Raw genomic sequence first — 26,718 nt, forward strand, 5'->3', positions numbered from 1 at the left:
AAGGGTATTTTTAAATTTTAACAGAATTAACTCCTATTTTAAATAAATCGGCCATAACAGCATCGGTATTTAGTTTACGTTCGTCAGTAGGGCTATCAAAAACAATAATGGCGTGGTGTTTATCAAACAACGTTATGCCTTCGGCTTTATCCTGACCCGAGGTAGGTCCGGTTCCGTTCGGAACTTCAAACAACTGTTCTAAATCGTTGCGGTGGGTAATGGATTGACCGGTTTGGCGCAGAGCCTGTGGCCAGCGGTAAAGGGCAATGGTGCCATCCAGGTCCATAGAGGGTCCGGCCAAAATTAAAAGATCGTCGCCGGCTATATCCAGCTCCCGGATACCCATGCCTTCCAGATGCAAAAAATGTTTGATGTAAAGTTCGCCTTTTAGTCCGATGGGTTTTAATTCAAAAAAATAAGAATCATCGGTATCTTGCACGGCTACTTCCAGAATAATGGCCCAGCCCCGCAACACGGGGCCGCGTAAACCTATAAAAACGCGATCGCCGTGAATGGCCAAACCTTCAATGTCAAAACCATTGTCTTTGCCCGGAATTTTTAAAAAATCCTGTACGTGGATGTCGTTGGTTAAAGCTTCCAGAAGTTGGTTGGTGCCGGCATGATTCCCTGCTAACTGCGCTGCCGATAACATGAAATTCGGTTCGTAGGGGTGCGTAACGTGTTTCACTAAGCTGATTTCGCCGGTTTCCTTATTGCGGTTTAACGGTATACGCGCCAGCAAATAGCGGTTCTGGTCGGTTTTTAGTTTAGCCAAGCGCTTGATTTGTTCGTCCGGTTCCTGGCTTTTTTTGGGTTTGCGGCGGGCCAGGCTATGGGAGCCCACCAGCCACAAGTAATGTTCTTCTAAAGCAATGCCTTCTATATCAATTTCGTTTTCGGTACCAGCGGGTAATTTTAAAAATTGGCTTAAATCAAAAGAATGGTGCTCACCAAAGGTATTTTCGTCTATTTTTTTTAAGCGTTCCAAGCTACACCGTTCATCGCAGCTTACCCATAAGTAATCACCAGTCCGTAAAATAGTGGATAATCCATCACGTACGTGTTTGCCATCGGCGTTTATGCTGAGCTCCGGATTAAATTGTAACTTAACGGTGCTTTTTTTCATAATTTATATCCAACGCGCTTAATTGAAAGTAGTATGTGCCTGATGATAGGAGCATAATCGCTATTTAACAGGTGCTAATTTATTTTGTTGTGCTTAAAATTAGCTTTCAAGAATGCAAAAATTTTAAAAAAGAAAGACTTTATTCGTTTTTAAGACTATTTATTTTGTAATTCCAAAGTTGTAGTAAAACAAAAAAGCCCGTTGGGCAACGGGCTTTTTAAATAGTTGGAAGGTTAGCTAAATCATTATTTCTTCACAAATTTCTGCCGGAAAACTTCCGTGCCAATCTGCGCTTCTACAAAATAAACACCTGCTGCCAGATGATGGAGCTGGAGTTGCGTTTCGTACACGGTAGTTGGTTTATTGGTAACTTCTTCTTTTACCTTCCTTCCTAACTGGTTCCAAACCCGGATCAGCACCTCGCCCGTGGAGTACGTGGTTAATTCCAGGTTAAGTTGCTCGTCAATGGGGTTAGGCTTTACGAGTAGTTGACTTTGGGTAAGATAAACCTGGTGCATTTGGTCTTTGGATGAGGCTGTGCAGTTTTGTTTGATTATTTCTACCCGGTAAAGACCGGAATTACGCGCCTGGATTTTCTGCGTATTACCGGCTTTAAGCGGCTCATTATTAAAAAACCATTGATATTGCTCGGCGAAGGGGGCCGTTAACGTATCGCCTGTAACGGTAAAATTAATTGTAGCGGGTTGTACGGGTAAGGTAACAGTTGTTACCGCACTTTCGCAGCCATTTACGGTTTGGGTTACATAATAAGTGGTATTTTCCGAGATAGTTTCGGGTTGGTAAATATTGCCCGAGTAAAGCATGATCGTTTTTTCTGCATCGGCGTACCACGTAATATTTTGCCCGAATACGGTTATTGCTTGCGGCGACAATTCGCATTGTGGGGCTATATCATCCACAAGGGGCGGTTCCGGAACAGGCAACCGGTGCAGGGTAACCCGGCTGCGCGAAACTTTTTCGCACAACTGAATTGTCCATTCCACAATTACATCGCCGTAACCAATATTTTTGATTTTGGTTATGTAATTATCCGGATTCACCAAAGTGGCCTGCCCACTAATCAGTTGCCAACGGCCTTTGCCTTTTTCGGGTTGATTTCCGGTTAAAGTAGTATTATCGGTATCGCATAAATTTATATCTTCTAGGGTATGGGCAGTGGTGGGCAGGTCTTTACCGCAATCATACACCACTGTTTTCTCGGTGGCCAGCATAACGGTATCCCCAACTATATTAAAAACTTCGTTGGTTTTAACGGGTGCGTTGTAATCAAAATAGTTGTAAGCGGCGTTTATGATGCGGGTACCTTTGGGATTGTCGGGCGTTTGCGCAATGGTAAACTTCACAAACCCGTGGCTGGCCGGTTCGTTGGTTTTATGATCGGGTAGGTTAATGTTGTTAAAAGTAAAGGTAAGGACCGGCTTTCCTTTTCCCGACACTGTATAGATAAACGGATGAGAAGCTGCTCCCACGCGTAAACTAGCAATATCCAGCTCTTCGCTTAAGGTATCTACCACCACTACTTTGTAGGCCACGTCGGTGCCGGTGTTCTGGAAGCGGATTAAATATTCCAGTTCGTCGGTAGCTTTAATGTAGTGCCGCTTAGTTATGCCAATAGGACTTACCTGTTTATCATTCGGGTCATAAGAATCAATAATCGGCAGGCACGAAATTTCTACGTCGGCATCGGCATCGTCCTGGTAAAAAGCATCTTCTGGGGTAGGAGGGGCATCGGGCATTGCCATCATAGGCTGCACCGTAGCATTGGGCCGGCTACTACCGGGATGATCTTTCACCTGGTCAGCCTCTACCCGAAGGGCCTGCGATTTCATTGGTATTTCCAAGGTGAGTTTATCGCCTTTATCCAGTTTCGTTTTTCCCTCTTCCACTAGGGTTTCATTGGCAAATACCCGGTAACTGGTACTATCGGTCATGGCACCGTCCCCGGTGTTTTCCACTATAAAAGTGGCGGTTTCGGTTTCTTCCTGGTACGTACCCATTACGGCTACACTCGCCTGGTTCCAATTAGGGTTGGGTGTCATACACGTACTCTTGGGTGTAATCATGGCTTTTACGCACTGACTTAAACCGCGTATATTTTCGTTCCCACAAACTGTAGAATCCGTGATAATAAAACTGCGTTTTTCGCCGGCTTTTAACTGCCCAATGGTAAATACCAGCAGTGAATCTTTTTGAAAATTCCAGGGAACGGTACTGCTAATCGGCACAACGTACTTGGGATAAATTACTTTTACCTGAACATTCTGCGCATCTGCCGCCCCTTCGTTGGCGAAAGTAACCGTGGTTTGGCTCCGGAAACAACGCCGCCGCCGGTCAGCGGCTATGTCTACGGTGAGAACAGTGCAAGGAATAGTAGTATAACCAAAATTAATATTAGCAACTTCTTTATGTAAACTATCGGTTTTAGCTTCTAAACTGGAAACGCAATTTCGGATAATTCTTGATTTAGTAGTTGTGGGAAGGATTGGTTTAACTGTATAGATTCCTGGCGGAACGGCTACCGCATATAGACCTTGCTCATCCGTAACCGTATAGTATTCTCCCGGTTGTATCTCCAGAACAATATTGGGGATGCCTTTTTCTGTTTTGTCTTCCACACAGTTTTTATTACTATCATCAAATACTTTCCCCCTTATAGTAGTATTATAATTAGTCGTAGTAATAGTTGTATCATTGATTTTAGCTATAAATATATCGCCCTGACCCTTACTAATTACTGATAGGTTATTAACTGTCATCTTATCATAAAATCTGCTGGCTAAGGTTAACTTTCTTTGTTGAGGTAAAAAAGTTAAAGTTGGATATAAAGAATTATTAATACCTCCAAATCGAGTTGCCCAAACTTTTTTACCATTTAAATTGAGTTTGATAAGGAAAATACTTCCACCAGGGCTAGTATTTTTCAAAGTTTCATTCTCAATATTCATACTTCCATAGAAAATTCCTGTAAGATAGATAGCTTGATTAGCATAAATTAATTTACCTGGTTGATAAGTGTCAGCATCAATTGATTGATAGTTGACTCCCCACTCTGCTTTACCATCGGGATTAAGTTTAATTAGTACTGTACCAGATGAAAGTTCTAATTCCAATTCATCAACTTTTACTTTTGCAGGCTTTTCTAATGAGAATACTGAAGTAAAATAAATATTATTATTATGATCTATAGCTACATTATCATAGTCCAGAACTAATTGGTTTAAAGTATTTGCTTTTAAAGGATAACTTTTTGCCCACAAAATATTTCCATTTGGGTCTCTTTTTACTAAAAATGCGTTATCAACCTTTCCATAGCCATCATCTGGCGAACTATTTTCTAGTTCAATATCATTAAAATTTACTTTACCTATAAAACTCCCTGATGTAACCAAATTGCCACTGTTGTCAATTGTAATAGAAGTATAATTTATATTTTCATTTAGGGTAGTTTTAACCCAAAGCGCTTTACCATCTGGATTGAATTTTATTAAAAAATCAGTTTGTGCATTTAGTTTGGTTGAGTTTAAGTTGAATGCAAAACCATCAATGTTAGCGCCGTCAAAGGAACCTACTATATATGAATTTCCTTGTTTATCAACAGTCACACCGTAGCCAACAAAATCGTTAAATATCGTTTTGGATTTGTACTTTTTCTCCCATAAAAGATTTCCATTTCTATCCAATTTCTCTAAAACAAAGTTTGAATAATCAGCTCTACCGGTGATGTAGACATTACCTTCTGGATCGACTATCCCATCTAAGTAAGCGGGCATTAAAGTATAAGAAGTATGTTGTTTAATCCATATAAGCTGATTTTCTTTGCCGTTATATTTAGCGATGAAGCTGCCAGAAATTTTTTTGGGTATATTAGCAAAATAGGTGTCGTCAATAACCTTGTTATTTAAATCATTTCCGTCGCCTTTGCCGATATATCCAATAACGTAGAAGTTGTCTTCTTTATCACTGATGATCTTTATAACCCTATCGTCATAAATATTACTAATGGGTTGTAAAGATTCTATTGATTGAGCATAAGTAGTAAAGGGGTTTGTTACTATGGAAAAGTAAATAAGCAGTAAAAGTCTCCTCATAAATAAAGTTTAATTTAAATGCCCTTTTTACCACTCAACAATCATACAAATATTTTAAATAAAAAGAGCAGACATTTAGGCCTGCTCTTTTTTTAATTCTGCTTAAAAACCTTAGCTATTCTTCTTTTCGGGGGCTTCCGGTTCTTTCACTTTTACTTTGTTGTCCTTTGTAACGCCCGAAACTACTTCGATGTTAATGCCGTCGGAGATGCCGGTTTTTACCAGTTGTTTTTTAAATTGTTGCGGTCCGGTTTCCACTTCTACGTAAGTGCTGTCTTTACCTTTCCCGAATTGCAGCAGACTTTCTTTTAAAGCTAAAACATTTTCTTTTTGGTCCAGTACAATGTCGGCGTTGGCGCTGTAGCCAGCCCGGATAAAGTCTTTGGGATCAAGCAGTACTTTGGCGCGAACCTGAAATTTAATAGCGCCTTCTTCGGTAATTCCTTTAGGAGCAATGTACTCCAGTTTCGCTTTAAAGGTACGGCCCTCAATGGCGCCAATGGTTAAATTTAAATCCATGCCTTCGCGCACTTTCCCTACTTCCGATTCATCAATTTTACCTTCAAAAATCAAATCTTTCATATCGGCTACGGTGGCAATAGAAGTGCCTTCGTTAAAATTATTCCGTTCAATAACCGACGTGCCTACTTTCACGGGCACATCGAGCAGCATGCCGTCGATGGTTGAATAGACCAGAGTGGAGCCCCCACCGGTGCGTTTAGAAGCGCCTTTTAACGCAATTTGCAAATTGTTTTCGGCGGAGGTAAGGGCTTCTTTTTTTAAATTAGCATCGAGCCGGATGCGGTTAAATTCCTGCTCGGCAATTACTTTCTGGTCAAATAGCTGCTGTTGGCGGGCTAGTTCGCGCTGAGCTTCGGCGTAATTTATGCGGGCGGTTTGCAAACTAGACTGGGCATTGTTTACGTTGGCTACATTGGGCACAATTTTGATTTTGGCCAGCAACTGACCCGCTTTTACAATCTGGCCGGCTTCCACGTACAATTGTTCCACAATGCCCGAAACCTGCGATTTTACCTGCACTTCTTTACGAGGAACAATAGAACCGGTAGCTACCGTTTTTTTAATAATATTAGTGTAAAAAGGTTTTTCGGTTTGGTAAACGATCGGGTCGGTATTGGCTTTTTTATAAAAATAATAACCTAGCCAACCCGAAAGTCCCAGGAATACCATTACCACTAAACCCAAAATTACTTTTTTCATATATTAAATACTAGATGTTAGATACCAGATGTTAGTTATTAGTATTTACTGTTTAGAAATAGAAATGCCCATCAACTTTCCCGATTCCTTCTTCTCTAAGGCAAGAAGTTTTTAAAATTTTGAGTTAACCTTCAACCTTTTAACTTTTCAACCTTCTAACTTTGTAACCATAAACCTGCAACCCATCACTCATCGCGTAAGGCTTCTACGGGGTTTACGCGGGCGGCTTTGGTAGCCGGAATTAAACCGGCCAGGGCTCCGGAAAAAACCAACAGCAACACGGCGGTTAAGGCAATGGGTACATTTACTTCCGGATTCGAGAAATAGCCGGCATCTACGTTCAGGCGGGTCATGAGGTAGTCGATTAAAGCAATGATACCCGTACCGGCAATTAACCCGAGCCAACCCGCTACACCGGTAATAACAATAGATTCCTGAATAATTAAGCTGATGATGGACCAGGGCGTAGCGCCCAACGATTTGCGCACACCAATTTCTTTGGTGCGTTCTTTTACCACAATCAGCATGATATTGCCTACGCCAATAATGCCCGCGATAATGGTACCAATACTCACAAGCCAGCTAAAGGTAGAAATGCCGGTAAACAAACCTTGTATGTCCTGAAACTCTTTTTCGATGTTGGCCGAACCAAAAGCTTTTAAATCATCGGGGGCAACTAGGTGCCGTTTCATGAGCAATTGTTTTACCTTCTCTTCCACGAGGGCCGCAGGAACGCCGGATTTGGGTAACATGGCAAAATAACCTACTTCGTTTACTTTGTTATACGTTTGCTGCAAAGTGGTGAGCGGCAGGAAAATAGTTTGGGCATCTTCGGTTAATGCTTCGCCTTTGCCCACTCCCCGAAAAATGCCGACAATTTGAAAATAAATACCTTTAATCCGGATGAACTGCCCAATCGGGTTTTCGCCTTTTTGAAATAAGACCTCGATGATGCGCTCGCCCACCACCGCAATTTTGCGTTTCTCCTGCATATCAAGATTGTTCAGGAAGCGGCCTTTTAAAATATGCATGGGTTTTACCTGCCGAAAATCCGGATGATCGCCCCGTACTTCAAACGATGAACTTTTGGTGAGGCGGTTTACGGTAAAAGTACCATCCAACTGGTTGCTGGGAGCCAATACCGCCACTTCCGGTATTTCGGCAGCAATGGCCCGCATGTCGTCGTTGGTTAGTTTTATAAAGCGACCGGCTTTTAGGCCTTTATAAGGTACCGCGGTACGTTGCGTCCAGACGAAAACGGTATTTTTGGCAATGTTAAAATCTTTGATTACGCCATTTTCCAGACCTTTACCGGCCCCCAGCAAAACAATCAACATAAAAATTCCCCAGAATACGCCAAAAGCCGTTAAGCCGGTGCGCAGTTTGTGTTTGCGTACCGTCGCGTAAATCTCCGCCCATTTGTCTAAATCAAACATGGTTGAAATGTTATATTGTTGAATGGTTTTATTGCTGGATTGTTGATTTGTTAAATCGTTAGATTTTCATTGGTGAATTTTATAAGCCAATTGATTAATTTAGGTAATTTTTCTAAATCTATTTCAATCTTTTTACCATGCTCGATGGGTATTAACTTTCTAATTGTGGCTTTTTTATACCAGTTTAAGGTTTCTAAGGTAGAACCTTTAGCGTAGCGGTAAAAGTTAACTTTGTCCTTCTTAGAATATCGGCCATAGCCTTCAGCAATATTAGCCGATATACTATCTGCTGCTCGTACAAATTGCTTCCCAATAGTATCTCTTGAAAAATTATCCCATTGTAGAACTGCATTCCACACTGTATTGCTTAACTGAAAAGCTGTTTTATAAGCTTCTATATCTTCAAAATGTAAGTATTTTCGATTATCCATTCAGGTTCAACAACATGCGACCATTTAACTATTCAACAATTTAGCAATACAGCACTTCAACAATCCAACCATTCAACCTAATCTGCCCGAAGGGCTTCAATGGGTTTGATGTTGGCAGCTTTTAGGGCCGGAACCAGACCGGCCAGGGCGCCGGCCAGTACCAGCACAATAGTAGCGGAGATAGCTACTCCCAGGTCTACTTCGGGGTGCGCAAAAAACGGGAGTTCTACGTTATTTGCTTCCAGTAAATAGCGAATTCCATCCAGCAGGCCCGCCCCGGCCAGTAAACCCAGGTAACCCGAAAAAGCGGTAATGACAATAGACTCTTGCAGGATCAGGCTTACCACCGAAAAAGGCGTAGCTCCTAAGGCTTTGCGCACGCCAATCTCGCGGGTGCGCTCTTTCACGATAATCAGCATAATGTTACTTACGCCCACAATACCGGCGATCAGGGTACCAATGCCCACAATCCAGACAAAAATTTCGATGCCCCGGAACAAGCCATTGAGTTGGTTTAATTCGGTTTCGTTGTTGTTCACGTACAAGGCCATGGGGTCTTCGGCGGCGAATTTATGACGTTGGGCCAGCACTTTTTTAACTTTATCCTCGATTACCTTGGCTGGTATGCCATTTTGGGCGACCATGGCCATGGTTTGTACCTGGTTTGGTTGGTTAAACGTTATCTGCAAGGTCGAAAACGGAATGTACGCCCGTTCTTCGCCGCGTCCGCCGTTGTTGCCTTTTAAATTAAAAATGCCGACTACTTTAAAGTAAATGCCCCGGATATTTACGTATTCGCCAATCGCGTTCTGTTCCCCGAAAAGTACTTTTTTAGCTACCTCGCCCAGTATCACCACTTTCCTTTTTTCCTTGGCATCCATGGCATTCAGCAAGCGGCCTTTGTTTAAGCGCTCGCCGTTAAGGAGCAGAAAATCGTCGGTGGAGCCAAAAACCTGGTACGAACCGTTTTGCTTTTTATAGTTAATGGTAAACTCCCCAAAAAGTCGATTGCGCGGCGCGATAATTTTTACATTACTAACCTCGCGCATAATAGCCGAAAGGTCATCGTTCGTAAATTTTATTTCCCGACCCGGTGCCATCCCTTGGTGGGCTACCGAAGTACGACCCGTAAAAAAGAAGATGCTGTTTTTCGCTCCATCGCCAAACCGGTTAAAGATGCCGTTCTGCAACCCTTTGCCCATACCCAGCAGCAACACCAGCATAAAAATTCCCCAAAATACTCCAAAGGCTGTCAGGAACGAACGCAATTTGTTCTTGCGCAACGTGCCGATAATCTCCTGCCATTTATCTATATCAAACATAGGTTAGTCGATAGTTGATAGTCCATAGACCATAGTCCACAGAAGTTATTAGTTATTAGTTGGCAAATGCAATCAGAGCTTAATTAAACCGGTAATTGCTAAATGGTAAATATTAACTGGAAACTGGTACCTGGTAATTGGTTACTGGTAAATGTACCGGGTCGTTTACAATCAAGCCATCTTTTAACCGGATGACTCGTTGGGTTTGCGCGGCAATATCATTTTCGTGGGTTACAATAATAACGGTAATGCCTTCGCCGTTTACTTCTTTAAAAAGCTCCATTACTTCAAAGGAAGTTTGCGTATCTAGGGCGCCGGTTGGTTCATCGGCCAGAATAAGCTTAGGCTTGCTGATAAGGGCTCGGGCAATAGCTACCCGTTGCTTTTGTCCGCCGGATAATTCATTAGGAGAATGTTCGGCTCGATCGAGTAAACCTACCCGGTCCAGGTATTCTAAAGCTAATTTATTGCGTTCCCGGCGGCCTACTTTCTGATAGTATAGCGGCAAAGCCACGTTTTCCATGGCATTTTTAAAAGAAAGCAGATTAAAGGACTGAAAAACGAAACCCAGAAATTTATTGCGGTAATAAGCGGCTTTGGTTTGCGATAGGTTGCGGATATGCGCTCCCGCCAGGTAATAATCGCCGGTATCGTAGTCATCCAAAATACCCAGAATGTTGAGTAAGGTAGATTTACCGGAACCCGAAGAACCCATAATCGACACCAGCTCGCCTTCTTCAATAATCGTATCAATGCCTTTGAGTACGTGCAGTTTGTTATGCCCGACCGCATAGTATTTATGGATGTTCTGCAGTTTGATCATGATTGTTTAATAAGGGGCGTAAGAGCTGGCATTACGAAGATTAAAGCTTTGAAATTTAAAACGTTAATCTACTGCCAAAATAATATATTTCTCGGCAAAAGATAATTATTTCCGAAAATTTAACTTCGTGTTCTTAACCAGATGCTTGATGGCCAAAAAAGGTTGTATGAGAAAAAATTAAATTCCAACCAACGTTAAAACCAGCTGCAATACTGGTTATTATATAAAAAGGAAAAAGCAACACCGGAGACGCAATTGGTATAGCCGGAGTATTGTTGCTGATTTAGATGGAGTATCTTTTGTAAAAAATTGGTGTGGTTATTTGGTTCAGGTATGCCGTTTGGTAACGAATTGTAAAATGATTGCAGAATAAAAATTAAGATAATACCAGCAACCAGATTTATAGTCACTATTTACACGTGTAATCAGAATTAAAATTTAAAAAAAGTATCCTTACTCTATTCTTTTAACCTTTTTTGCTGTTGTTCTACCACTGTGGCTACCTCCAGCACCGGGGCAATCCAAATAGTTTTTTCGTGCTGCTTTAAATACCGTAACAATTGCCGGTGGGCGGGTAGCGAAACATTTAAACTGTGTTCGCCGCCTACACCATGGAAAAGAAACACCAGTAAACCACCTTGAGCTTCGGCTTGTTTTACCTGTTCAATCAATTCCTTCCCGGTTTGCCCGTTGGCTACAAAGCAATTGATGTTGTACAAATTAACTTTCGCCAGGGGCTGCAATCCCGCACTTACGCCGCGGGCCCCGACAAACTCTTTTCTCAGAGAAGCTAGATATTCCATGCCATTAATTTTGGTATCGCCGCAGGGGTAAGCAAACGTTCTTCTGGTTTTACCATCAATGGCATACAGCAATGTGTTCATCGATTGGATTTCATCGGTTATTCTTGCGGCGGTATACTTACTTAAATCGTAGTCTGGCTTCACAAATGCTCTGCCGGGTAAGCTGCCGTCGCAGGGATGATGAATGGTGTGATTTCCTAACTCATGGCCTTTTGCTGCCGCCGCTCGCCAGGTTGGGATTTGTGCTTGTAAACCGCCAAAATAATCCGAAAGGTAGAAGGTTGCTTTTAGTCCCAGAGAATCTAACGCTGGTAGAACATAGGTTAAGTGCACCTTCAAGCCATCATCGTAGGTTAAAACCACCGTGCATTTCTTCCCTTCCCGGAGCAAATTACTTTGAGCTTGTACGGCAAACGCCACAAGAATAAGTAACACCGATAAAGTAATCAATTTGTTCATGGGTTATTTAAGAACACTGGTTAGCTCTTTAACCTACCACAAAGTTAGCGCTTGCACGATTTGGATAGCTGCTAAGCTTAAGAAAGAATTTTTAAATTTTTACCCTGATTAATCCCTCAGACTTGTTTTAAACTGACCGGATAAATGTATCTGGACAGTTTAAGAATAAGTAATTAGCACCGATCAGGCTTCTTTTTTACCTTCGAAACTGGAACCATCGGCATCTAAGGTCATGCCGTTTACTTTTTTATCGGTATCACGCTTAAATTTTAAAATGGCCCTACCCGAGGCATCAAAAGTGTCTGCTTCTGGCAACGGAATTAAATCTCCTTCTTCGGCACCGGTATTTGCGTGCAGTTTTCCGTTTATTAACGTTATTGTTAAGTATTCAAAAGGCAGTCCTTCAAATTTGTACTTCCCAATATATTGGTTTAAATCCATTGGATCATCTACTACAACTAGCTTAGAGGAGGCAGAAGTAAGTGCTTGAGGCACAAAAGCAAAAGTGGTTGAAAGCGCAAAAGCACAAATTCCCGTTAAAATAATTTTTTTCATGATAGTTAATAAGATGTGGTTCAGATTCCTGATTCTACTAATGTAAGTAAATACCAATTATTGATGGCGTAAAATTTACTGGTTTTTACTCGGAAATTTTAAAATTTTTAGATTTCTGCGGTTCAAGCCGCTTCTTTTTGGAAACTTCTTTAGGTATGGTGATACCCAAACGCCCGCCCCTTAAAAAAATAGCTGGTCAGCGACTAAAAATTTAAAAATTTCTGTTGGGAAGAAATAACCACAAAAAAGCTTGGTTTGCATCATGTGATAGCTGCAAGGAGTGCCCCGGCTTTACTAGATCTTTATTCTGGTTTTGCCTGATTAGTAGTAGTTTGAGGCCTGCTTTTTCGCTTAATCGCTTTCTTTCGGTAAATTGGGGCATTAAATTTTTAAGGTAGGTGCGTTTATGAAGAAATGGAATATACTGATAGGTTTATTTTTACTATTTACCCTGGTGGTTAATGCCCAGTCTCCAACAGATAGCCTGAGGGGTAAAAAGCTGAATGAAGTAACGGTAACGGGGCGTAAATCCAATATTGAACGCTTACCTCGTTTAAAAGATACTTTCCTATTTTCAGGTAAAAAAACGAAGTAATTAATCTGGGTAGTTTAAACGCGAATATCACCGAGAAAACGCCGCGCCAGTTGTTTGCCAAAGTGCCCGGCGTGTTTGTGTACGATATGGATGGCTCCGGCAATCAGGTAAATATTTCTACCAGGGGCTTAGACCCGCATCGGGGTTGGGAGTTTAACATTCGCCAGAATGGCGTTATTACTAACTCCGATATGTATGGCTACCCAGCCTCGCATTATAGTTTGCCCCTGGAAGCCGTGGAACGCATCGAGCTGGTGCGGGGCACTGGTGCCTTACAGTTCGGTGCGCAGTTTGGCGGTATGCTGCACTACGTAACCAAACAACCCGATACTACCCGCACCCTGGGCCTAGAAAGCGTAAATGCCGCCGGATCTTTTGGTTTGCTGAGTACCTATAATGCCATTAGCGGTACTAAAGGTAAATTTAGCTATTACGCTTATTACAGTAAACGAGTATCAAATGGCTACCGCGATAACAGCCGCACTAATTACGATGCGCAAGGATTTTTGCTTCACTATAAACCCAACAAAGAAGTAAGTTTAACCGCCGAACTGGGCCGCTCGAATTACGTGTACCAAATTCCCGGCCCGCTAACCGATAGTATGTTTCGGGCTAATCCGCGGCAGTCTACGCGCCGCCGCAATTATTTTAACCCGGATATTTACGTGCCTTCTTTTACCGTAGATTATAGCTTATCCGCGAGAACAAAAATGAAATGGGTTACTTCGGCGGTACTGGGTGCCCGCAACAGCGTGCAGTTTGACAAGCCCGCCAATGTGGCCGATGTGATTGATCCGGCTACGCTGGCCTACGTGCCGCGCCAGGTAGATGTCGATCATTTTAATAGTTATACTTCCGAGTTGCGGGTATCGCATACCTACGAAATAGGTTCTGTTTTTTCTACTTTGGTAACGGGTTTGCAAGTAATGCGCAATGATTTGCACCGGCAGCAACTAGGTAAAGGTACCACCAACAGCGATTTTGATTTAACCTTAACGCAACCCCAATGGGGCCGCGACATGCATTTTAAAACCCGCAACGTAGCTATTTTTGCCGAAAACCAATTTCAACTAAGTCCGGCGTTCTCGCTTAGTCCGGGTATTCGGGTAGAAAGCGGTCAATCCGATATGGGTGGTAAAATTACGTACTACCAAAACGAGCAATTGCCAACCGTTATTAAACACCGTTTTCCTTTACTCGGGATAAATGCCGATTACCAGTTAGGAACTAACCAAAACTTTTACGCTGGTTTCTCGCAAGCCTATCGCCCGGTAATTTTTAAAGATATTATACCCGCTACCACCTACGAACGGATTGATAAGGACCTGGAAGACGCCAGCGGCTACAATGCCGAAATGGGCTACCGGGGAGAGCAGGCCGGTTTAAAATGGGATGTGAGCTTGTTCCAGTTGCGGTATAACAACCGTTTGGGTAGTTTAAATCAAAGCGATGAAGCGGGTAATTTTTACCTGTATCGCACTAATATTGGTAATTCAGTAACAAACGGGGTGGAGCTTTTTGTCGAGTACACGCATCCGTTTTCCTCGTATAGCCAGTTATCTTTTTTACCTCTACCGCTTACATGGATGCCCGTTACCTAAACGCGCAAGTGCGCCAAGGCAACGAAAATATTTCGGTTAAAAACAATCACGTAGAAAGTACACCTCCCTGGATTAGCCGCAATGGGGTAACCTATAACTACAAATTATTCAGTATTTCGGGTTTGTACAGCTACACCGCTAAATGCTACGCCGATGCATTAAATACGCGCAAGCCTTCGGTGAATGGAGCAGTGGGATTGGTGCCGGCTTACGGTATTTTTGATATGAACGCTTCGTACCGCATTTCGCCGCAGGTTAAAGTACGCGTAAATATTAATAATCTGCTAAACAACCACTACTTCACCAAACGTCCTACGTTTTATCCCGGTCCGGGAATCTGGCCATCGGATGGACGTAGCTTTAATGTTTCTGTTGCTCTTTCTATTTAAAATATACAAGAGCTGTAAAATCTAAACAGGTAGCCCCAAGCTACCTGTTTAGATTTTAAGATTTATTTTTAAAAATTATCTGGTTAACTCTGACTAAGGGTTTGTTACCCAAGTAAGTAGATTAACGGTAGTTTTTTAAATTTTAAATGTGAATTGGCCGATTTTCCGAAGCTGCTAGGCAAGCTTCTTTCAGGGCTTCGGTATAGGTTGGGTGCGCGTGGCTCATCCGGGCCACATCTTCCGCCGAAGCCCGGAACTCCATGGCTACTACAGCTTCGGCAATTAAATCGGCTATCCGCGGTCCAATCATGTGTACGCCCAATATTTCGTCGGTTTCTTTATCTGCCAGTACTTTCACGAAACCATCGGTATCCATGGAGGCTTTGGCCCGCCCAGAGGCTTTAAACGGAAACGAACCGGCTTTGTAAGCACGACCTTGTTCTTTCAATTGCTCTTCGGTAAATCCCACGCCAGCTACTTCCGGCCAGGTATAAACCACACCCGGAATTAAATTGTAATTAATATGCGGCTTCTGACCTACAATTTGCTCAGCCACTAAAACACCTTCTTCTTCGGCTTTATGGGCCAGCATCGCGCCCCGGATTACATCGCCAATGGCGAAAATACCCGGTACATTGGTCCGTAAGTGATCATCCACGGCAATCATACCACGTTCCGCCATTTGCACACCGGCATTTTCTAGGCCCAACCCTTCCGTGTACGGTTTGCGGCCGATGGAAACCAGGCAGTAATCGCCTTCAAATGTTACGTTTTCCCCTTTCGGGTTCTGTGCCGTTACGGTTACGCCTTCGCCGGTGTTGGTAGCGCCGGTAACTTTGTGCTGGAAATAAAAATCAAAGCCTAAGGTTTTCTTCAGAATGCGCTGCAATTCTTTGCCCAGCGATTTATCCATGGTCGGGATAATGCTATCCAGGAATTCAATTACGGTAATTTTAGCGCCTAAGCGCGCGTACACCGAACCTAATTCCAAACCAATTACGCCGCCGCCAATGATTACCATGTGTTTGGGTACTTCTTTCAGCTCCAAGGCTTCAGTAGAAGTAATAATCCGTTGCTTATCTACCGGAATAAAAGGCAGTACCGTGGGTTTAGAACCCGTGGCAATAATGGTATTGCTGGTTTCAATTTCCTGAGAAGTACCATCCTGCGCGGTTACTTTAATGCGGTTTTTATCTACAAATGAACCCAGACCGAAATACGTATCAATCTTGTTCTTTTTCATCAGAAAAGTAATGCCATCGTTGTTCGATTTTACAACTTCGCCTTTGCGCTTAATCATTTGCTCTAGATTTACCTGCAGGTTATCCAGTTCAATGCCGTGCGTTTTAAAGGTATGCGCCGCATTGTGGTAATGCTCCGAGGAGTCGAGCAGAGCCTTAGATGGAATACATCCTACGTTTAAGCAAGTACCTCCTAGTACGCTATATTTTTCAATGATGGCGGTTTTCAGACCAACCTGCGCGCACCGTATGGCCGCCACATATCCGCCCGGACCAGAACCAATCACTACAACATCGTATTTCACTGCGTTCAAGTTAAGAGTTAAAAGTTATAAGTTATGAGTTGTTATTTTTAGCCGTCAGGATAATGCTGCTTAACATCTTTTTCAACTCTATATAATCTGAATGAATGCTGCCAAAACCTGTTTGACTAAGAATATCTGCATCTTTGAGTAAACGTAGCCAATAGCTGGTTTCACGGGTTTCCTTTAAAGCAATGGCAAGTTTATTTATAAAATCAGCTTTTGACTGTGCAGCTACAGCTTCCTCGATATTCGCCCCAATTGAGTGCCGCTCCGCAATAATTGCCTAGATAGCACATGTTCCTTTTTCTGATTTCGCAGGTACTGGCACAGCTTAATTATCCGTAATGCAAATTGGTAAGACTTCTGCGCAACAATACTCTCCGCCACACTTTTTTAGTTAATAGTTATAAATTATAAGTCATGCGGTGAATTTAAAATTTAATGTTCAATTGATAATCATCTGATGATAATCATCTGAAAAATTCAATAGACCTGGTCACATCCCAGCACTCATAACCTATAACTCTTAACTTATAACTGCGTTTATTACTGGGAGTATAAAATTATACTCCCAGTAATAAACGCATGGGGTCTTCGAGCAACTCTTTCACACGTACCAGGAAGCTTACCGATTCGCGACCGTCGATGATGCGGTGATCGTAGGATAAAGCTACGTACATCATAGGGCGAATAACTACTTGATCGTTAATGGCGATTGGCCGGTTAACGATGTTGTGCATACCCAAAATAGCGGACTGCGGTGCATTAATGATAGGAGTAGACATCATGGAGCCGAATACGCCACCGTTGGTGATAGTAAAGGTTCCGCCGGTCATTTCCTCGATTGAAATTTTATTTTCGCGGGCTTTTTTAGCTAAACGAACAACTTCTTTCTCCACCCCATCCAGCGATAAACTTTCCGCGTTGCGAATTACCGGCACTACTAAACCTTTCGGAGCCGAAACCGCAATCGAAATGTCGCAGAAATCGTTAAATACAATTTCGTTTTCTTCCAATTGAGCGTTTACGGCGGGCCATTCCTGTAACGCCACGGTACAAGCCTTCACGAAGAACGACATAAAGCCCAGATTCACTTCAAATTTTTCCTTGAACTTATCTTTGTACTTCGCCCGGATATCCATGATCGGCTTCATGTCTACTTCGTTAAAAGTAGTCAGCATGGCCGTTTCGTTTTTAACCGCAACTAACCGGCGGGCTACGGTTTTCCGTAAGCTCGACATCCGTTCGCGGCGTTGGTTACGACTTCCAGTTGCCGCCGGAGCCGAAGCTGGTTGTGAAGTTGCTGGTTTGGGAGCCGGAGCCGATGGCTGTGCGGCTGGTGCTGGTGCAGCAGGCTTTGACTGAGCACTTAAAGCATCTTCCTTGGTAATACGGCCATCACGACCAGAGCCATTTACATCATTGGCGTTAATGCCTTTTTCGGCCAGGATTTTTCCGGCGGCTGGCGAAGGCGTACCACTGGCGTAGGTTTGAGCACCGCCACTGGTAGCAGCTGCCGCTTGCGCCGGCTGCGGAGCAGAAGCAGGTGTACTGGCCGGAGCAGCAGGTGCACCAGATACCGCACCCGTAGTACTTTCAATTTTACAAATAACGGCTCCAACTGGTACAGTGGCCCCTTCTTCAGCCACAATCCGTAAAGTACCAGCCACTTCGGCGGGTAATTCAAAAGTAGCTTTATCGGATTCCAACTCGCAAATAACTTCGTCTAGGGCCACCAATTCGCCGTCTTTTTTAAGCCACTTGGAAATAGTTACTTCGGTAATCGATTCACCAACCGTTGGGATTTTAATTTCTTTAGTACCACCAGCAGCGATAGTTGCAGCGTTACCTGCTTGCGGATTATTATTAGTTGACACTGGATTGTAAGAGCTTTCAGCTACTGGCGCTTTTTCGGCGGCAGGTGTACCTTGTGGATCCGTGATGGTTTGGGCTTCGGCTGGTTGGGGTTCAGCTACGGCGCCTCCATAACCAGAACCACTGCCTTTACTTTCGGCAGTGGCACCACCACCCGTATTACCAGTGCCATTACCGCTATCTTCGATGCTACAAAGCACGGTGCCGATGGGAATAGTTTCGCCTTCGGCAACGATGATGCGCAATATACCGGCACCTTCGGCGGGCAGCTCAAAAGTAGCTTTATCCGATTCCAGCTCACAGATTACTTCGTCCATGGCTACCTGGTCACCGTCTTTTTTAAGCCATTTGGCAATAGTTACTTCGGTTATCGACTCGCCCACCACAGGCACTTTTACTTCCAATGACATATATCTTTGAGTTATGAGTTAAAAGTTAAGAGTTATGAGTTAAAAGTATGGAATTAGGAAGAAGGTTAATAAGATAAATTTAAAAAACTTAAATCTGCTTAAATTTTACTTCTTTTCAACTCATAACATTTAACTCATAACTCTCAACTATTATATAGCGAAGGCTTTTTCGATGAGCTCGCGTTGTTCTTTGTTATGAATTTTTAAATATCCAGTGGCTGGGGAGGCACTGGCTTTCCGGGCAATAAAGTCTTGTAAAATATTTTTAAGCCGGAGCGCCCGCAGAACATACGCCCAGTAACCCATGTTAGAAGGTTCTTCTTGCGCCCAGTATACTTTTGGATCGTTGTATTTACTTAATTCGGCTTCCAGTTGCGGATGCGGAAAAGGATGCAGTTGCTCCAGACGAATAATCGCTACATCTTGCCGGTTATTCTTTTGCTGTTCATCATATAAATCGTAATAGAATTTACCTGAACATAGAATTACTTTTTTTACTTCACTAGCCTCCGCATACGTATCGCCGATAACTTCTTTAAAAGTACCCGTTGTAAAATCCGAAATAGGCGAAACGGCCAACGGATGGCGCAGCATGGATTTCGGTGCCATGTTAATTAATGGCTTCCGGAACGGCAATGCTAATTGACGGCGCAGCACGTGGAAGAAGTTAGCCGGTAAAGTAATATTGGTTACAAAAATGTTGTACTCGGCTGCCAGCTGTAAAAATCGCTCCGGACGGGCATTGGAGTGTTCCGGTCCCTGACCCTCGTATCCGTGGGGCAATAACATAACAACCCCGTTCATTCGTTGCCATTTTGATTCGGATGGCGTAATAAACTGGTCGATCATTACCTGGGTGCCGTTGGCAAAATCACCGAATTGCGCTTCCCAGATAGCTAAAGCGTTAGGATTAGCCATAGCGTAACCAAATTCAAAACCTAGAGCCCCGTATTCCGAAAGCAAGGAGTTGTAGATACGCATTTTCTCCTGCTGCTCATCGATGTAATTTAAGCTGTTGTAACCTGAATTGGTTTCAGCGTCGTGCAATACCGCGTGCCGGTGCGAGAATGTGCCGCGTTGCACATCCTGGCCACCTAAACGCACAATTTTATTTTCCAATAACAAAGATCCGTAGGCTAAAAGCTCGGCAGCGGCCCAGTTCAGGGTTTGCGTATTAAAAAACATGTCCTGACGCTCTTTCAGCAGTTTTTCAATTTGCTTTAGTGGCTTAAAACCTTCCGGGATAGTTGATAGTGCTTTACCTACTTTATCTACTACTTCCTGGCTAATGCTGGTATCCGGCGATTTTTCAAAATCTTCGGGCTTTGAACGGCGTAAAACTTGCCATTCTTTTTCCAACACCTGGTAATTGTAAGGCAGCGGTTTTTGTTTCACTAAGTTTAAGCGATCTTGCAGTAAATCACGGAACTCTTTGTCCATGTTTTCGGCCAATTGCGCGTCTACTTCGCCCCGGTTAATTAAAGTTTTATTATAAAGTTCCCGCGGGTTCGGGTGCTTCGAAATCAAATTATATAATTGCGGTTGCGTAAATTTAGGCTCATCGCTTTCGTTGTGCCCATGACGACGATAACAAACCATATCCACGAAAATATCGGCGTGAAAACGCTGGCGGTATTCGGTGGCTACCTGTACGGCGTAAACTACGGCTTCCGGATCGTCGCCGTTCACGTGCAATACCGGGGCATCCACAATCTTCGCTACATCCGTAGAGTAAATAGACGAACGGGCATCTTCAAAATCAGTGGTAAAACCAACCTGGTTGTTAATCACAAAATGAATGGTACCCCCCGTTTTGTAACCTTCCAGTAACGACATTTGCGTGACCTCGTACACAATGCCTTGACCGGCTAAGGCCGCATCGCCATGAATTAGGATTGGCAGAATTTTTTTGTAGTCATTATTGTACATGCTATCTATTTTCGCGCGTACAAAGCCTTCTACTACCGGGTTTACGGCCTCTAAGTGCGACGGGTTGGGTGCCAGTTTTAAATTTACTTTTTTACCCGAAGCCGTAGTAACCTCACTGGAGTAACCCATATGGTACTTTACGTCGCCATCACCCATGGTTAAATCCGGCACGGCCGTACCTTCAAACTCACTAAATATTTGCTCGTAGGTTTTACCCAGGGTATTAGCCAGCACGTTTAAACGGCCCCGGTGCGCCATTCCGATCATGAATTCTTCCACCCCTAGTTCCGAAGCTTTATCGATAATAGCATCCAGAGCCGGAATAGTAGTTTCGCCGCCTTCCAGCGAAAAACGCTTCTGACCTAAAAATTTAGTGTGCAGGAAGTTTTCAAAAACAACCGCTTCGTTTAATTTTTTAAGAATTCGCTTTTTGTACTCTAGCGGTGGATTAAAATTTAAAAATTCTTTCTCTATTTTATCCCGAAACCAATCTAGAACTTCCGGATCGCGGATATACATGTATTCAAACCCAATGCTTTGGGTGTAAATTTTATTTAAAGCAGCAATAATGTCGCGCAGCGACGATGCACCAATTCCAATGGCTTCCCCGGCCTGGAACACAATATCCAAATCAGCTTCGGATAAGCCAAAATCTTTCAGGTCCAATAAAGCATTCCGGTCTTTACGCGGACGTACCGGGTTAGTTTTAGAAAGTAAATGTGCCCGGCTTCGGTAAGCCTGGATGAGGTTACGTACTTTTAGCTCCCGATCAATGTCGGAAGTAGCAGTAGTACTTGCGGGAGCGGTTTTGCTGGTACCATTGGTGGATGGTGCCGCATGGCCATTTTCTGACGTATATTTAACGGAGAAATCGTACCCCTCAAAAAACTTACGCCAGCCAAAATCTACCGATTCGGGATTTTGTTGGTAGGCTTTATACAACTCATCAATGTACGATGCGTCTGCATTAGCAATATACGAGAAACTACTCATAAATAATGGTTATTTTTAAACGATTTCAAATGTAAATACTTTGTTTAAATTCAAAAAATTCGTATTCGCATAAACAAATATACCTGAAAAACAATTATATATACTTTTAAGTGCCCCTATGTGGTAACAAGTAGTAAATAGCCATTCACAGATTATTAAAATATTGGATTCTCAACACTTAAAAGCTAGTGCGCATTAAAGCTGTTAATATGAACGCTTTAGCGGTAAAATTTGATGATTTTTTTCTAACAAACAACAGGTTTTAAGTAAAATCATCCGGTAGTTTATTGAAAAGTTTTTAATGAGAAATTTTTAAATTTTGAATTTACTGCCAGCTTTTACGCCTAAAATGTACTGAATTATTGATCTACTATTTCTAAAACAAAATTTATCTTACGAAAAAATAAATTTTATATCGCATGAAAAAAGAATATTTTCTGATTTTGATTTTAATAAGTAGTGTTTATTGGGGTGGCTGTCAAAAAAATAAAGAAGCGCAAACGGCCAATCAGCAAACCAGCGCTACCTCGCAGACCGAAGATAGCGCACAAACAGCTCCCATCTACGACCGATTAGGAAAGTACGTGCAAGTAAGGCTTACTGCTGATTTAAATGGATTATCCGCGAAGGAAAAACAAATGTTACCGCTACTAATAGAGGTAGCTAAAATTATGGATAATCTTTTCTGGTACGAAGCCTATGGTAACCGCGATTCTTTACTGGCTACCGTAAAAGACGGTGCTACCCGCAAGTTTGTGGAAGTAAATTACGGACCCTGGGACCGCTTAGAAAATAACGAGCCTTTTTTACCGGGAGTAAAAGCCAAACCCGAAACAGCTAACTTCTATCCGCCGGATATGACGAAGGCAGAGTTTGAAAAGACTGATCTGAAAGATAAAAAAAGCCAGTATACGTTTTTGCGCCGCGCTGCGCAAGGAAAGTTAATAACTGTACCTTACCACGTGCAGTTTAAAGCCCAGATAAAAAAAGCTGCTGCCTTGCTGCAACAAGCCGCCACCTTGGCCGAAGATGCTGGTTTAAAAAAATATCTGACTTTACGAGCCAATGCGCTTTTAACGGACCAATACCAACCCAGCGATTTGGCCTGGATGGATATGAAAACCAATACCATTGATTTTGTGGTTGGCCCCATAGAAGTGTACGAAGATAAACTATACAACTACAAAGCGGCACACGAAGCCTACGTGCTAGTAAAAGATCAAGCCTGGAGCCAACGACTGGCCAAATACGCCGCTTTTTTACCAGAATTACAAAAAGGCTTACCGGTACCAGGTAAATACAAAGCCGAAATCCCGGGAACCGATTCGGATTTAAATGCCTACGAGGTAATATACTACGCTGGTGATTGTAATGCGGGTAGTAAAACCATTGCTATTAATTTGCCCAACGACGAAGAAGTACAGCTTAAAAAAGGAACGCGTCGGCTGCAACTTAAGAACACCATGCAAGCCAAATTTGACAAGATAATGGTGCCAATTACGAATACATTAATAGCCCCAGATCAACGCCCCTTGGTTAACTTCGACGCTTTTTTTGCTACTACTATGTTTCACGAGGTGGCGCATGGCTTAGGAATTAAAAATACAATCAATAAAAAAGGAACCGTACGCGATGCGCTTAAAGAACAAGGGTCCGCGCTGGAAGAAGGCAAAGCTGATATTTTGGGATTGTACATGATTACCCAACTGCACAAAAAAGGGCAAATAGAAGGCGATTTAAAAAATTACTTCACTACTTTCCTGGCTGGTATCTTCCGGTCGGTTAGGTTTGGAGCCGCCAGTGCCCATGGGCAAGCCAATATGGTACGGTTTAACTTCTTTGCGCAAAATGGAGCCTTTGTACGGGATGCGGCTACTGGTACGTACCGGGTAAATTTTGAAAAAATGGAGCAAGCCATGAATAAATTATCCGAAAAAATACTGGTGCTGCAAGGAAACGGCGATTATGCAGGGGTTAAACAACTGCTTAGTGAGCAAGGCAAAATAAGCCCCGAACTACAAAACGATCTAAACCGATTGGCACAAGCAGAAATCCCGGTGGACGTAGTGTTTGAGCAAGGGCCACAAGTTTTAGGGCTTTAATGATTAAAAAAGTGTTTAGATTAATTTAGAATTTTTTTGACTCTTTAATGGTACAATAGTATAATGTTGCAAGATATACGCTTTTTTAATTCTCAGAGAACAACCTTGCGTAGCAGGTACTGGTATAAATCAAACGGAGAATAACTGTTATACATTTGCTTACCCGCTCTATGTAGCTTTTATGAATAAACTCAGGTAAAAGAATATTCGCTGTTTAAAAACACGGATGAGTTTGCATTTACTGTGCAGGTAAGAGCGTACGTTCGATTTTTTTATGATACTAAACACTGCTGCAACCACCATTGATTTACAGTTACTTTTTAATAATCTCCCAGGACTTTACCTTATTCTGGACACAGATTTAAATATACTGGCGGTAAGCGAAGCCTACTTAAAAGCCACTTTAACAAAGCGCGAGAATATTATAAATCGGTATATTTTCGATATTTTTCCAGATAATCCAGCGGCTGGTGAAGCTAATTCTGTTAAAAACTTAAAGCGGTCGCTGCAAAGAGTTATTCAGCAAAAGAAAACGCAAACACTGGCTGTGCAGCGATACGATATTCTCCAGCCAGCGGAGCAGGGAGGTAATTTTGAAGTGCGTTATTGGAAGGTGCGCAATTTCCCGGTAAAAAGTGCTGACCATACACTGCGTTATATTATACATCAGGTAAAAGACATTACGCCCTACTATTTGGAAAAGCTAGCGCACCGCCGAAATAAAGAATTAATACAAGTTGTTTTTCAAACCATTAACGATGTGGTCTGGGATTGGAACCTGCTGACAGATCAAACAACCTGGAGCGAAGGTTTTAACACCCGGTTTGGATACCCGCCGCAGGAAACAGAGCCCACTATTGAATCGTGGTATTCCCGGATTCATCCCGAAGATTTAAATCGCATTCAGCAGAGCATTCATGGGGTAATCCAGCATGGCTTGGAAGTTTGGAGCGATACATACCGTTTTAAAAGAAAAGATAATTCTTATGCCTACATCCTAGACCGGGGTTTTGTGCTGCGCGATGAAAATCAACAACCTTACCGCATGATTGGGTCTATGATTGACATTACCAATACCAAAAAAGCAGAGCAAGAAGCAAAAGCCAACGAAAATCGGATTACTACCATCATGGAAAGCTTTCCGTTAATGACCTGGACTGCTTTGCCAAACGGGGTTGTTAATTATTACAACCAACGCTGGATAGAATACTTAGGAACTCCTTTGCAAGATTTATTTAACAAAGGCTGGCAATGTTACATTCACCCGGAAGATTTAGAAACTACCACCAGAACGTGGCAGCAAGTGCTGACCAGCGGCGCAAATTTTGAAGTAGAAAACCGCTGGCGGGCATCGGCCACGCAGGAATACCGGTGGTTTTTGGTAAGAGCCGTACCCATCCGGGACGAAAACAACAACATCATTTTATGGGTGGGTTCGCATACCGATATTGAGGTTAATAAAAAATTGCAGTCGCAATTGCAAAAACAAGATGAAAAGTTGCAACGGGTACTTACCCAGGCACCGGCGCATTTTTGCTTAATGAAAGGACCTGATTTAATTGTTGACCTGGTAACGCCAGGCATGGTAGCGCTATTTGGGAACAGGTACTGTATTGGCTTACCTGCTGCCGAAGCCTGGCCCGAATTTAAGGAACAAGGTTTTATTCACATATTACAGCAAGTATACGAAAGTGGCAAAGTCTATAATGGCGTAGAGCAAAAAGTTTTGTACCAAAACAACCCATCTGGCCCGTTAAAGGAAGGGTATTTTACTTTTACCTACCAACCTTTTTATGATTCAAATAATCAGATAGAGGGCGTACTTTCCGTAACAGTAGAAGTAACTGACCAGGTAAAAGCCAAAAAGAGAGCCGAAATACTAACCGAACAGTTACGTACCGAAAAAGAACGTTTTCAGTTTCTGGCCGAAGCAGTGCCGCAATTTATCTGGACGACGGATGCCCAGGGTTACCACGATTATTTTAACCAGCGCTGGATAGATTACACGGGCTACGACGTAGCAAGCAGCCAAGGTACCGAAATGTGGAAAAACTTACTGCATCCGGATGATCGCGAGCGTTCCCGGATTAGGTGGGAACATTCGCTGCGAACCGGCGAATTTTACGAAATTGAATACCGCTTTAAAAGTAAAGCTGAAGATTACCGTTGGTTTTTGGGTCAGGCAAGTCCTATACGCGACACTAGCGGGGCCATTGTAAAATGGTTTGGAACCTGCACCGATATCGAAGAGAAAAAACGGGCGGAACAAGAAATGTTGCAGATAAACCAGGAGCTACGCAAAACCAACGAAGACCTGGATAGCTTTGTTTATACCGCATCGCACGATTTAAAACTGCCTATTATCAGCATGTCACGCATCTTTAGCGAATTAATGGAATCTGCGCAGTTTCATACCCCGGATGCTGATATCCTGGTTTCTATGTTTCATAAATCGTTAGATCAAATGCATACCACCATCCGTGATTTAGCCGATATTGTGGAAGTACAGAAGAACATCGATCTAAACTGGGAGGTTACAGCCTTTGCCGATATCACCGAGGAAGTGCAGTTAAGCATTCAGGATATTATTAAAGAATCAGAAGCCCAAATTATACTGGATTTCAGCCAGGTCCCAGCTATTTATTTCTCCCGCGTTAATCTAAAAAGCATTATTTATAATTTATTGAGCAATGCCATTAAATATCGCTCCCCCCACCGAAAACCAGTAGTGCATATTAAAACAAGTTTAGAAAATGAATTTATCTTATTAACGATACAGGATAATGGTTTAGGCATTAACTTAGACCGGCACAAAGGCAAGCTGTTTCAAATGTTTAAGCGCTTCCATAATCATGTAGCCGGATCAGGCATTGGCCTGTATATCATAAACCGGATTGTACAGAACAACGGAGGGCACATTGAAGTATCTAGCGAGGTAGATACGGGCACTACCTTTCAGGTGTTCTTAAAAAATCAATCCGGTTCCTAAACGC

Annotated in this window: 17 protein-coding genes and 1 pseudogene; 5 read left to right on the forward strand and 13 right to left on the reverse strand. The window is 42.7% G+C overall.

Features of this window, described 5'->3' with window-relative positions:
- Positions 1–10: 10 nt before the first annotated feature.
- The 9 genes from AHMF7616_RS01065 to AHMF7616_RS01110 all read right to left on the reverse strand — a co-directional run bounded on the left by AHMF7616_RS01065 (position 11) and on the right by AHMF7616_RS01110 (position 12,285).
- The gene (locus AHMF7616_RS01065) at positions 11–1,126 is read right to left on the reverse strand and encodes a DUF3616 domain-containing protein (RefSeq protein ID WP_115371207.1); all 1,116 of its coding nucleotides are present in this window, start codon (positions 1,124–1,126) and stop codon (positions 11–13) included.
- A 245-nt stretch (positions 1,127–1,371) separates the two neighbouring features.
- Complete coding sequence (locus AHMF7616_RS01070; protein WP_115371208.1) at positions 1,372–5,235, reverse strand: DUF7619 domain-containing protein; 3,864 nt, start codon at positions 5,233–5,235, stop codon at positions 1,372–1,374.
- 111 nt (positions 5,236–5,346) lie between these two features.
- Entirely contained in the window at positions 5,347–6,456 is a 1,110-nt protein-coding gene (locus AHMF7616_RS01075) for an efflux RND transporter periplasmic adaptor subunit (RefSeq protein WP_115371209.1), read from the reverse strand.
- A 185-nt stretch (positions 6,457–6,641) separates the two neighbouring features.
- Positions 6,642–7,892, reverse strand: coding sequence for an ABC transporter permease (locus AHMF7616_RS01080; RefSeq protein WP_115371210.1), 1,251 nt, complete (start codon positions 7,890–7,892; stop codon positions 6,642–6,644).
- Positions 7,893–7,942: 50 nt separating this feature from the next.
- Complete coding sequence (locus AHMF7616_RS01085) at positions 7,943–8,323, reverse strand: four helix bundle protein (RefSeq protein WP_115371211.1); 381 nt, start codon at positions 8,321–8,323, stop codon at positions 7,943–7,945.
- A gap of 77 nt (positions 8,324–8,400) precedes the next feature.
- Positions 8,401–9,645 carry an ABC transporter permease gene (locus tag AHMF7616_RS01090; protein WP_115371212.1) on the reverse strand — a complete coding sequence of 415 codons (1,245 nt, stop codon included), beginning with the start codon at positions 9,643–9,645 and terminating at the stop codon, positions 8,401–8,403.
- Between the two features lie 112 nt (positions 9,646–9,757).
- Positions 9,758–10,468 carry an ABC transporter ATP-binding protein gene (locus AHMF7616_RS01095; protein WP_115371213.1) on the reverse strand — a complete coding sequence of 237 codons (711 nt, stop codon included), beginning with the start codon at positions 10,466–10,468 and terminating at the stop codon, positions 9,758–9,760.
- Between the two features lie 458 nt (positions 10,469–10,926).
- On the reverse strand, positions 10,927–11,730 hold the full coding sequence (locus tag AHMF7616_RS01105) for a polysaccharide deacetylase family protein (RefSeq protein WP_115371215.1): 804 nt from the start codon (positions 11,728–11,730) through the stop codon (positions 10,927–10,929).
- Positions 11,731–11,913: 183 nt separating this feature from the next.
- On the reverse strand, positions 11,914–12,285 hold the full coding sequence (locus AHMF7616_RS01110) for a hypothetical protein (RefSeq protein WP_115371216.1): 372 nt from the start codon (positions 12,283–12,285) through the stop codon (positions 11,914–11,916).
- A 406-nt stretch (positions 12,286–12,691) separates the two neighbouring features.
- Here AHMF7616_RS01110 and AHMF7616_RS01115 point away from each other — a divergent pair, with 406 nt between their 5' ends.
- From AHMF7616_RS01115 to AHMF7616_RS27410, 3 genes are read left to right on the forward strand one after another with little or no spacing between them, the layout of a single operon-like run.
- Positions 12,692–12,880, forward strand: a complete 189-nt coding sequence (locus AHMF7616_RS01115; RefSeq protein WP_115371217.1) for a hypothetical protein — start codon at positions 12,692–12,694, stop codon at positions 12,878–12,880.
- 50 nt (positions 12,881–12,930) lie between these two features.
- Positions 12,931–14,481 (forward strand): TonB-dependent receptor family protein, encoded by a 1,551-nt coding sequence (locus tag AHMF7616_RS01120; RefSeq protein ID WP_158546065.1) that lies wholly within the window; start codon positions 12,931–12,933, stop codon positions 14,479–14,481.
- Positions 14,463–14,870 (forward strand): TonB-dependent receptor domain-containing protein, encoded by a 408-nt coding sequence (locus AHMF7616_RS27410; protein WP_115371219.1) that lies wholly within the window; start codon positions 14,463–14,465, stop codon positions 14,868–14,870. Before AHMF7616_RS01120 ends, AHMF7616_RS27410 begins: the two co-directional genes overlap by 19 nt.
- 142 nt (positions 14,871–15,012) lie before the next feature.
- On the opposite strand, the gene lpdA is transcribed toward AHMF7616_RS27410, so the two are convergent.
- From lpdA to AHMF7616_RS01145, 4 genes and pseudogenes are all read right to left on the reverse strand, one after another.
- On the reverse strand, positions 15,013–16,416 hold the full coding sequence (gene lpdA, locus AHMF7616_RS01130) for a dihydrolipoyl dehydrogenase (protein WP_115371220.1): 1,404 nt from the start codon (positions 16,414–16,416) through the stop codon (positions 15,013–15,015).
- Positions 16,417–16,447: 31 nt separating this feature from the next.
- Positions 16,448–16,803, reverse strand: a pseudogene (locus AHMF7616_RS01135) (four helix bundle protein).
- A gap of 176 nt (positions 16,804–16,979) precedes the next feature.
- Entirely contained in the window at positions 16,980–18,701 is a 1,722-nt protein-coding gene (odhB, locus tag AHMF7616_RS01140; RefSeq protein WP_115371221.1) for a 2-oxoglutarate dehydrogenase complex dihydrolipoyllysine-residue succinyltransferase, read from the reverse strand.
- A gap of 150 nt (positions 18,702–18,851) precedes the next feature.
- Positions 18,852–21,623, reverse strand: coding sequence for a 2-oxoglutarate dehydrogenase E1 component (locus AHMF7616_RS01145; RefSeq protein WP_115371222.1), 2,772 nt, complete (start codon positions 21,621–21,623; stop codon positions 18,852–18,854).
- Between the two features lie 419 nt (positions 21,624–22,042).
- Here AHMF7616_RS01145 and AHMF7616_RS01150 point away from each other — a divergent pair, with 419 nt between their 5' ends.
- Positions 22,043–23,725, forward strand: a complete 1,683-nt coding sequence (locus AHMF7616_RS01150) for a dipeptidyl-peptidase 3 family protein (protein WP_115371223.1) — start codon at positions 22,043–22,045, stop codon at positions 23,723–23,725.
- Between the two features lie 274 nt (positions 23,726–23,999).
- Entirely contained in the window at positions 24,000–26,714 is a 2,715-nt protein-coding gene (locus tag AHMF7616_RS01155; protein ID WP_115371224.1) for a PAS domain-containing protein, read from the forward strand.
- The last annotated feature ends 4 nt before the right edge of the window (positions 26,715–26,718 follow it).

This window comes from Adhaeribacter pallidiroseus (assembly GCF_003340495.1).
GTDB lineage: Bacteria > Bacteroidota > Bacteroidia > Cytophagales > Hymenobacteraceae > Adhaeribacter > Adhaeribacter pallidiroseus.

Bases quoted from the DNA above. Each gene is read 5' to 3' on its own strand.
- AHMF7616_RS01065 (WP_115371207.1), bottom strand. From the start codon at position 1,126: ATGAAAAAAAGCACCGTTAAGTTACAATTTAATCCGGAGCTCAGCATA.
- AHMF7616_RS01070 (WP_115371208.1), bottom strand. From the start codon at position 5,235: ATGAGGAGACTTTTACTGCTTATTTACTTTTCCATAGTAACAAACCCC.
- AHMF7616_RS01075 (WP_115371209.1), bottom strand. From the start codon at position 6,456: ATGAAAAAAGTAATTTTGGGTTTAGTGGTAATGGTATTCCTGGGACTT.
- AHMF7616_RS01080 (WP_115371210.1), bottom strand. From the start codon at position 7,892: ATGTTTGATTTAGACAAATGGGCGGAGATTTACGCGACGGTACGCAAA.
- AHMF7616_RS01085 (WP_115371211.1), bottom strand. From the start codon at position 8,323: ATGGATAATCGAAAATACTTACATTTTGAAGATATAGAAGCTTATAAA.
- AHMF7616_RS01090 (WP_115371212.1), bottom strand. From the start codon at position 9,645: ATGTTTGATATAGATAAATGGCAGGAGATTATCGGCACGTTGCGCAAG.
- AHMF7616_RS01095 (WP_115371213.1), bottom strand. From the start codon at position 10,468: ATGATCAAACTGCAGAACATCCATAAATACTATGCGGTCGGGCATAAC.
- AHMF7616_RS01105 (WP_115371215.1), bottom strand. From the start codon at position 11,730: ATGAACAAATTGATTACTTTATCGGTGTTACTTATTCTTGTGGCGTTT.
- AHMF7616_RS01110 (WP_115371216.1), bottom strand. From the start codon at position 12,285: ATGAAAAAAATTATTTTAACGGGAATTTGTGCTTTTGCGCTTTCAACC.
- AHMF7616_RS01115 (WP_115371217.1), top strand. From the start codon at position 12,692: ATGAAGAAATGGAATATACTGATAGGTTTATTTTTACTATTTACCCTG.
- AHMF7616_RS27410 (WP_115371219.1), top strand. From the start codon at position 14,463: ATGGATGCCCGTTACCTAAACGCGCAAGTGCGCCAAGGCAACGAAAAT.
- odhB (WP_115371221.1), bottom strand. From the start codon at position 18,701: ATGTCATTGGAAGTAAAAGTGCCTGTGGTGGGCGAGTCGATAACCGAA.
- AHMF7616_RS01145 (WP_115371222.1), bottom strand. From the start codon at position 21,623: ATGAGTAGTTTCTCGTATATTGCTAATGCAGACGCATCGTACATTGAT.
- AHMF7616_RS01150 (WP_115371223.1), top strand. From the start codon at position 22,043: ATGAAAAAAGAATATTTTCTGATTTTGATTTTAATAAGTAGTGTTTAT.
- AHMF7616_RS01155 (WP_115371224.1), top strand. From the start codon at position 24,000: ATGATACTAAACACTGCTGCAACCACCATTGATTTACAGTTACTTTTT.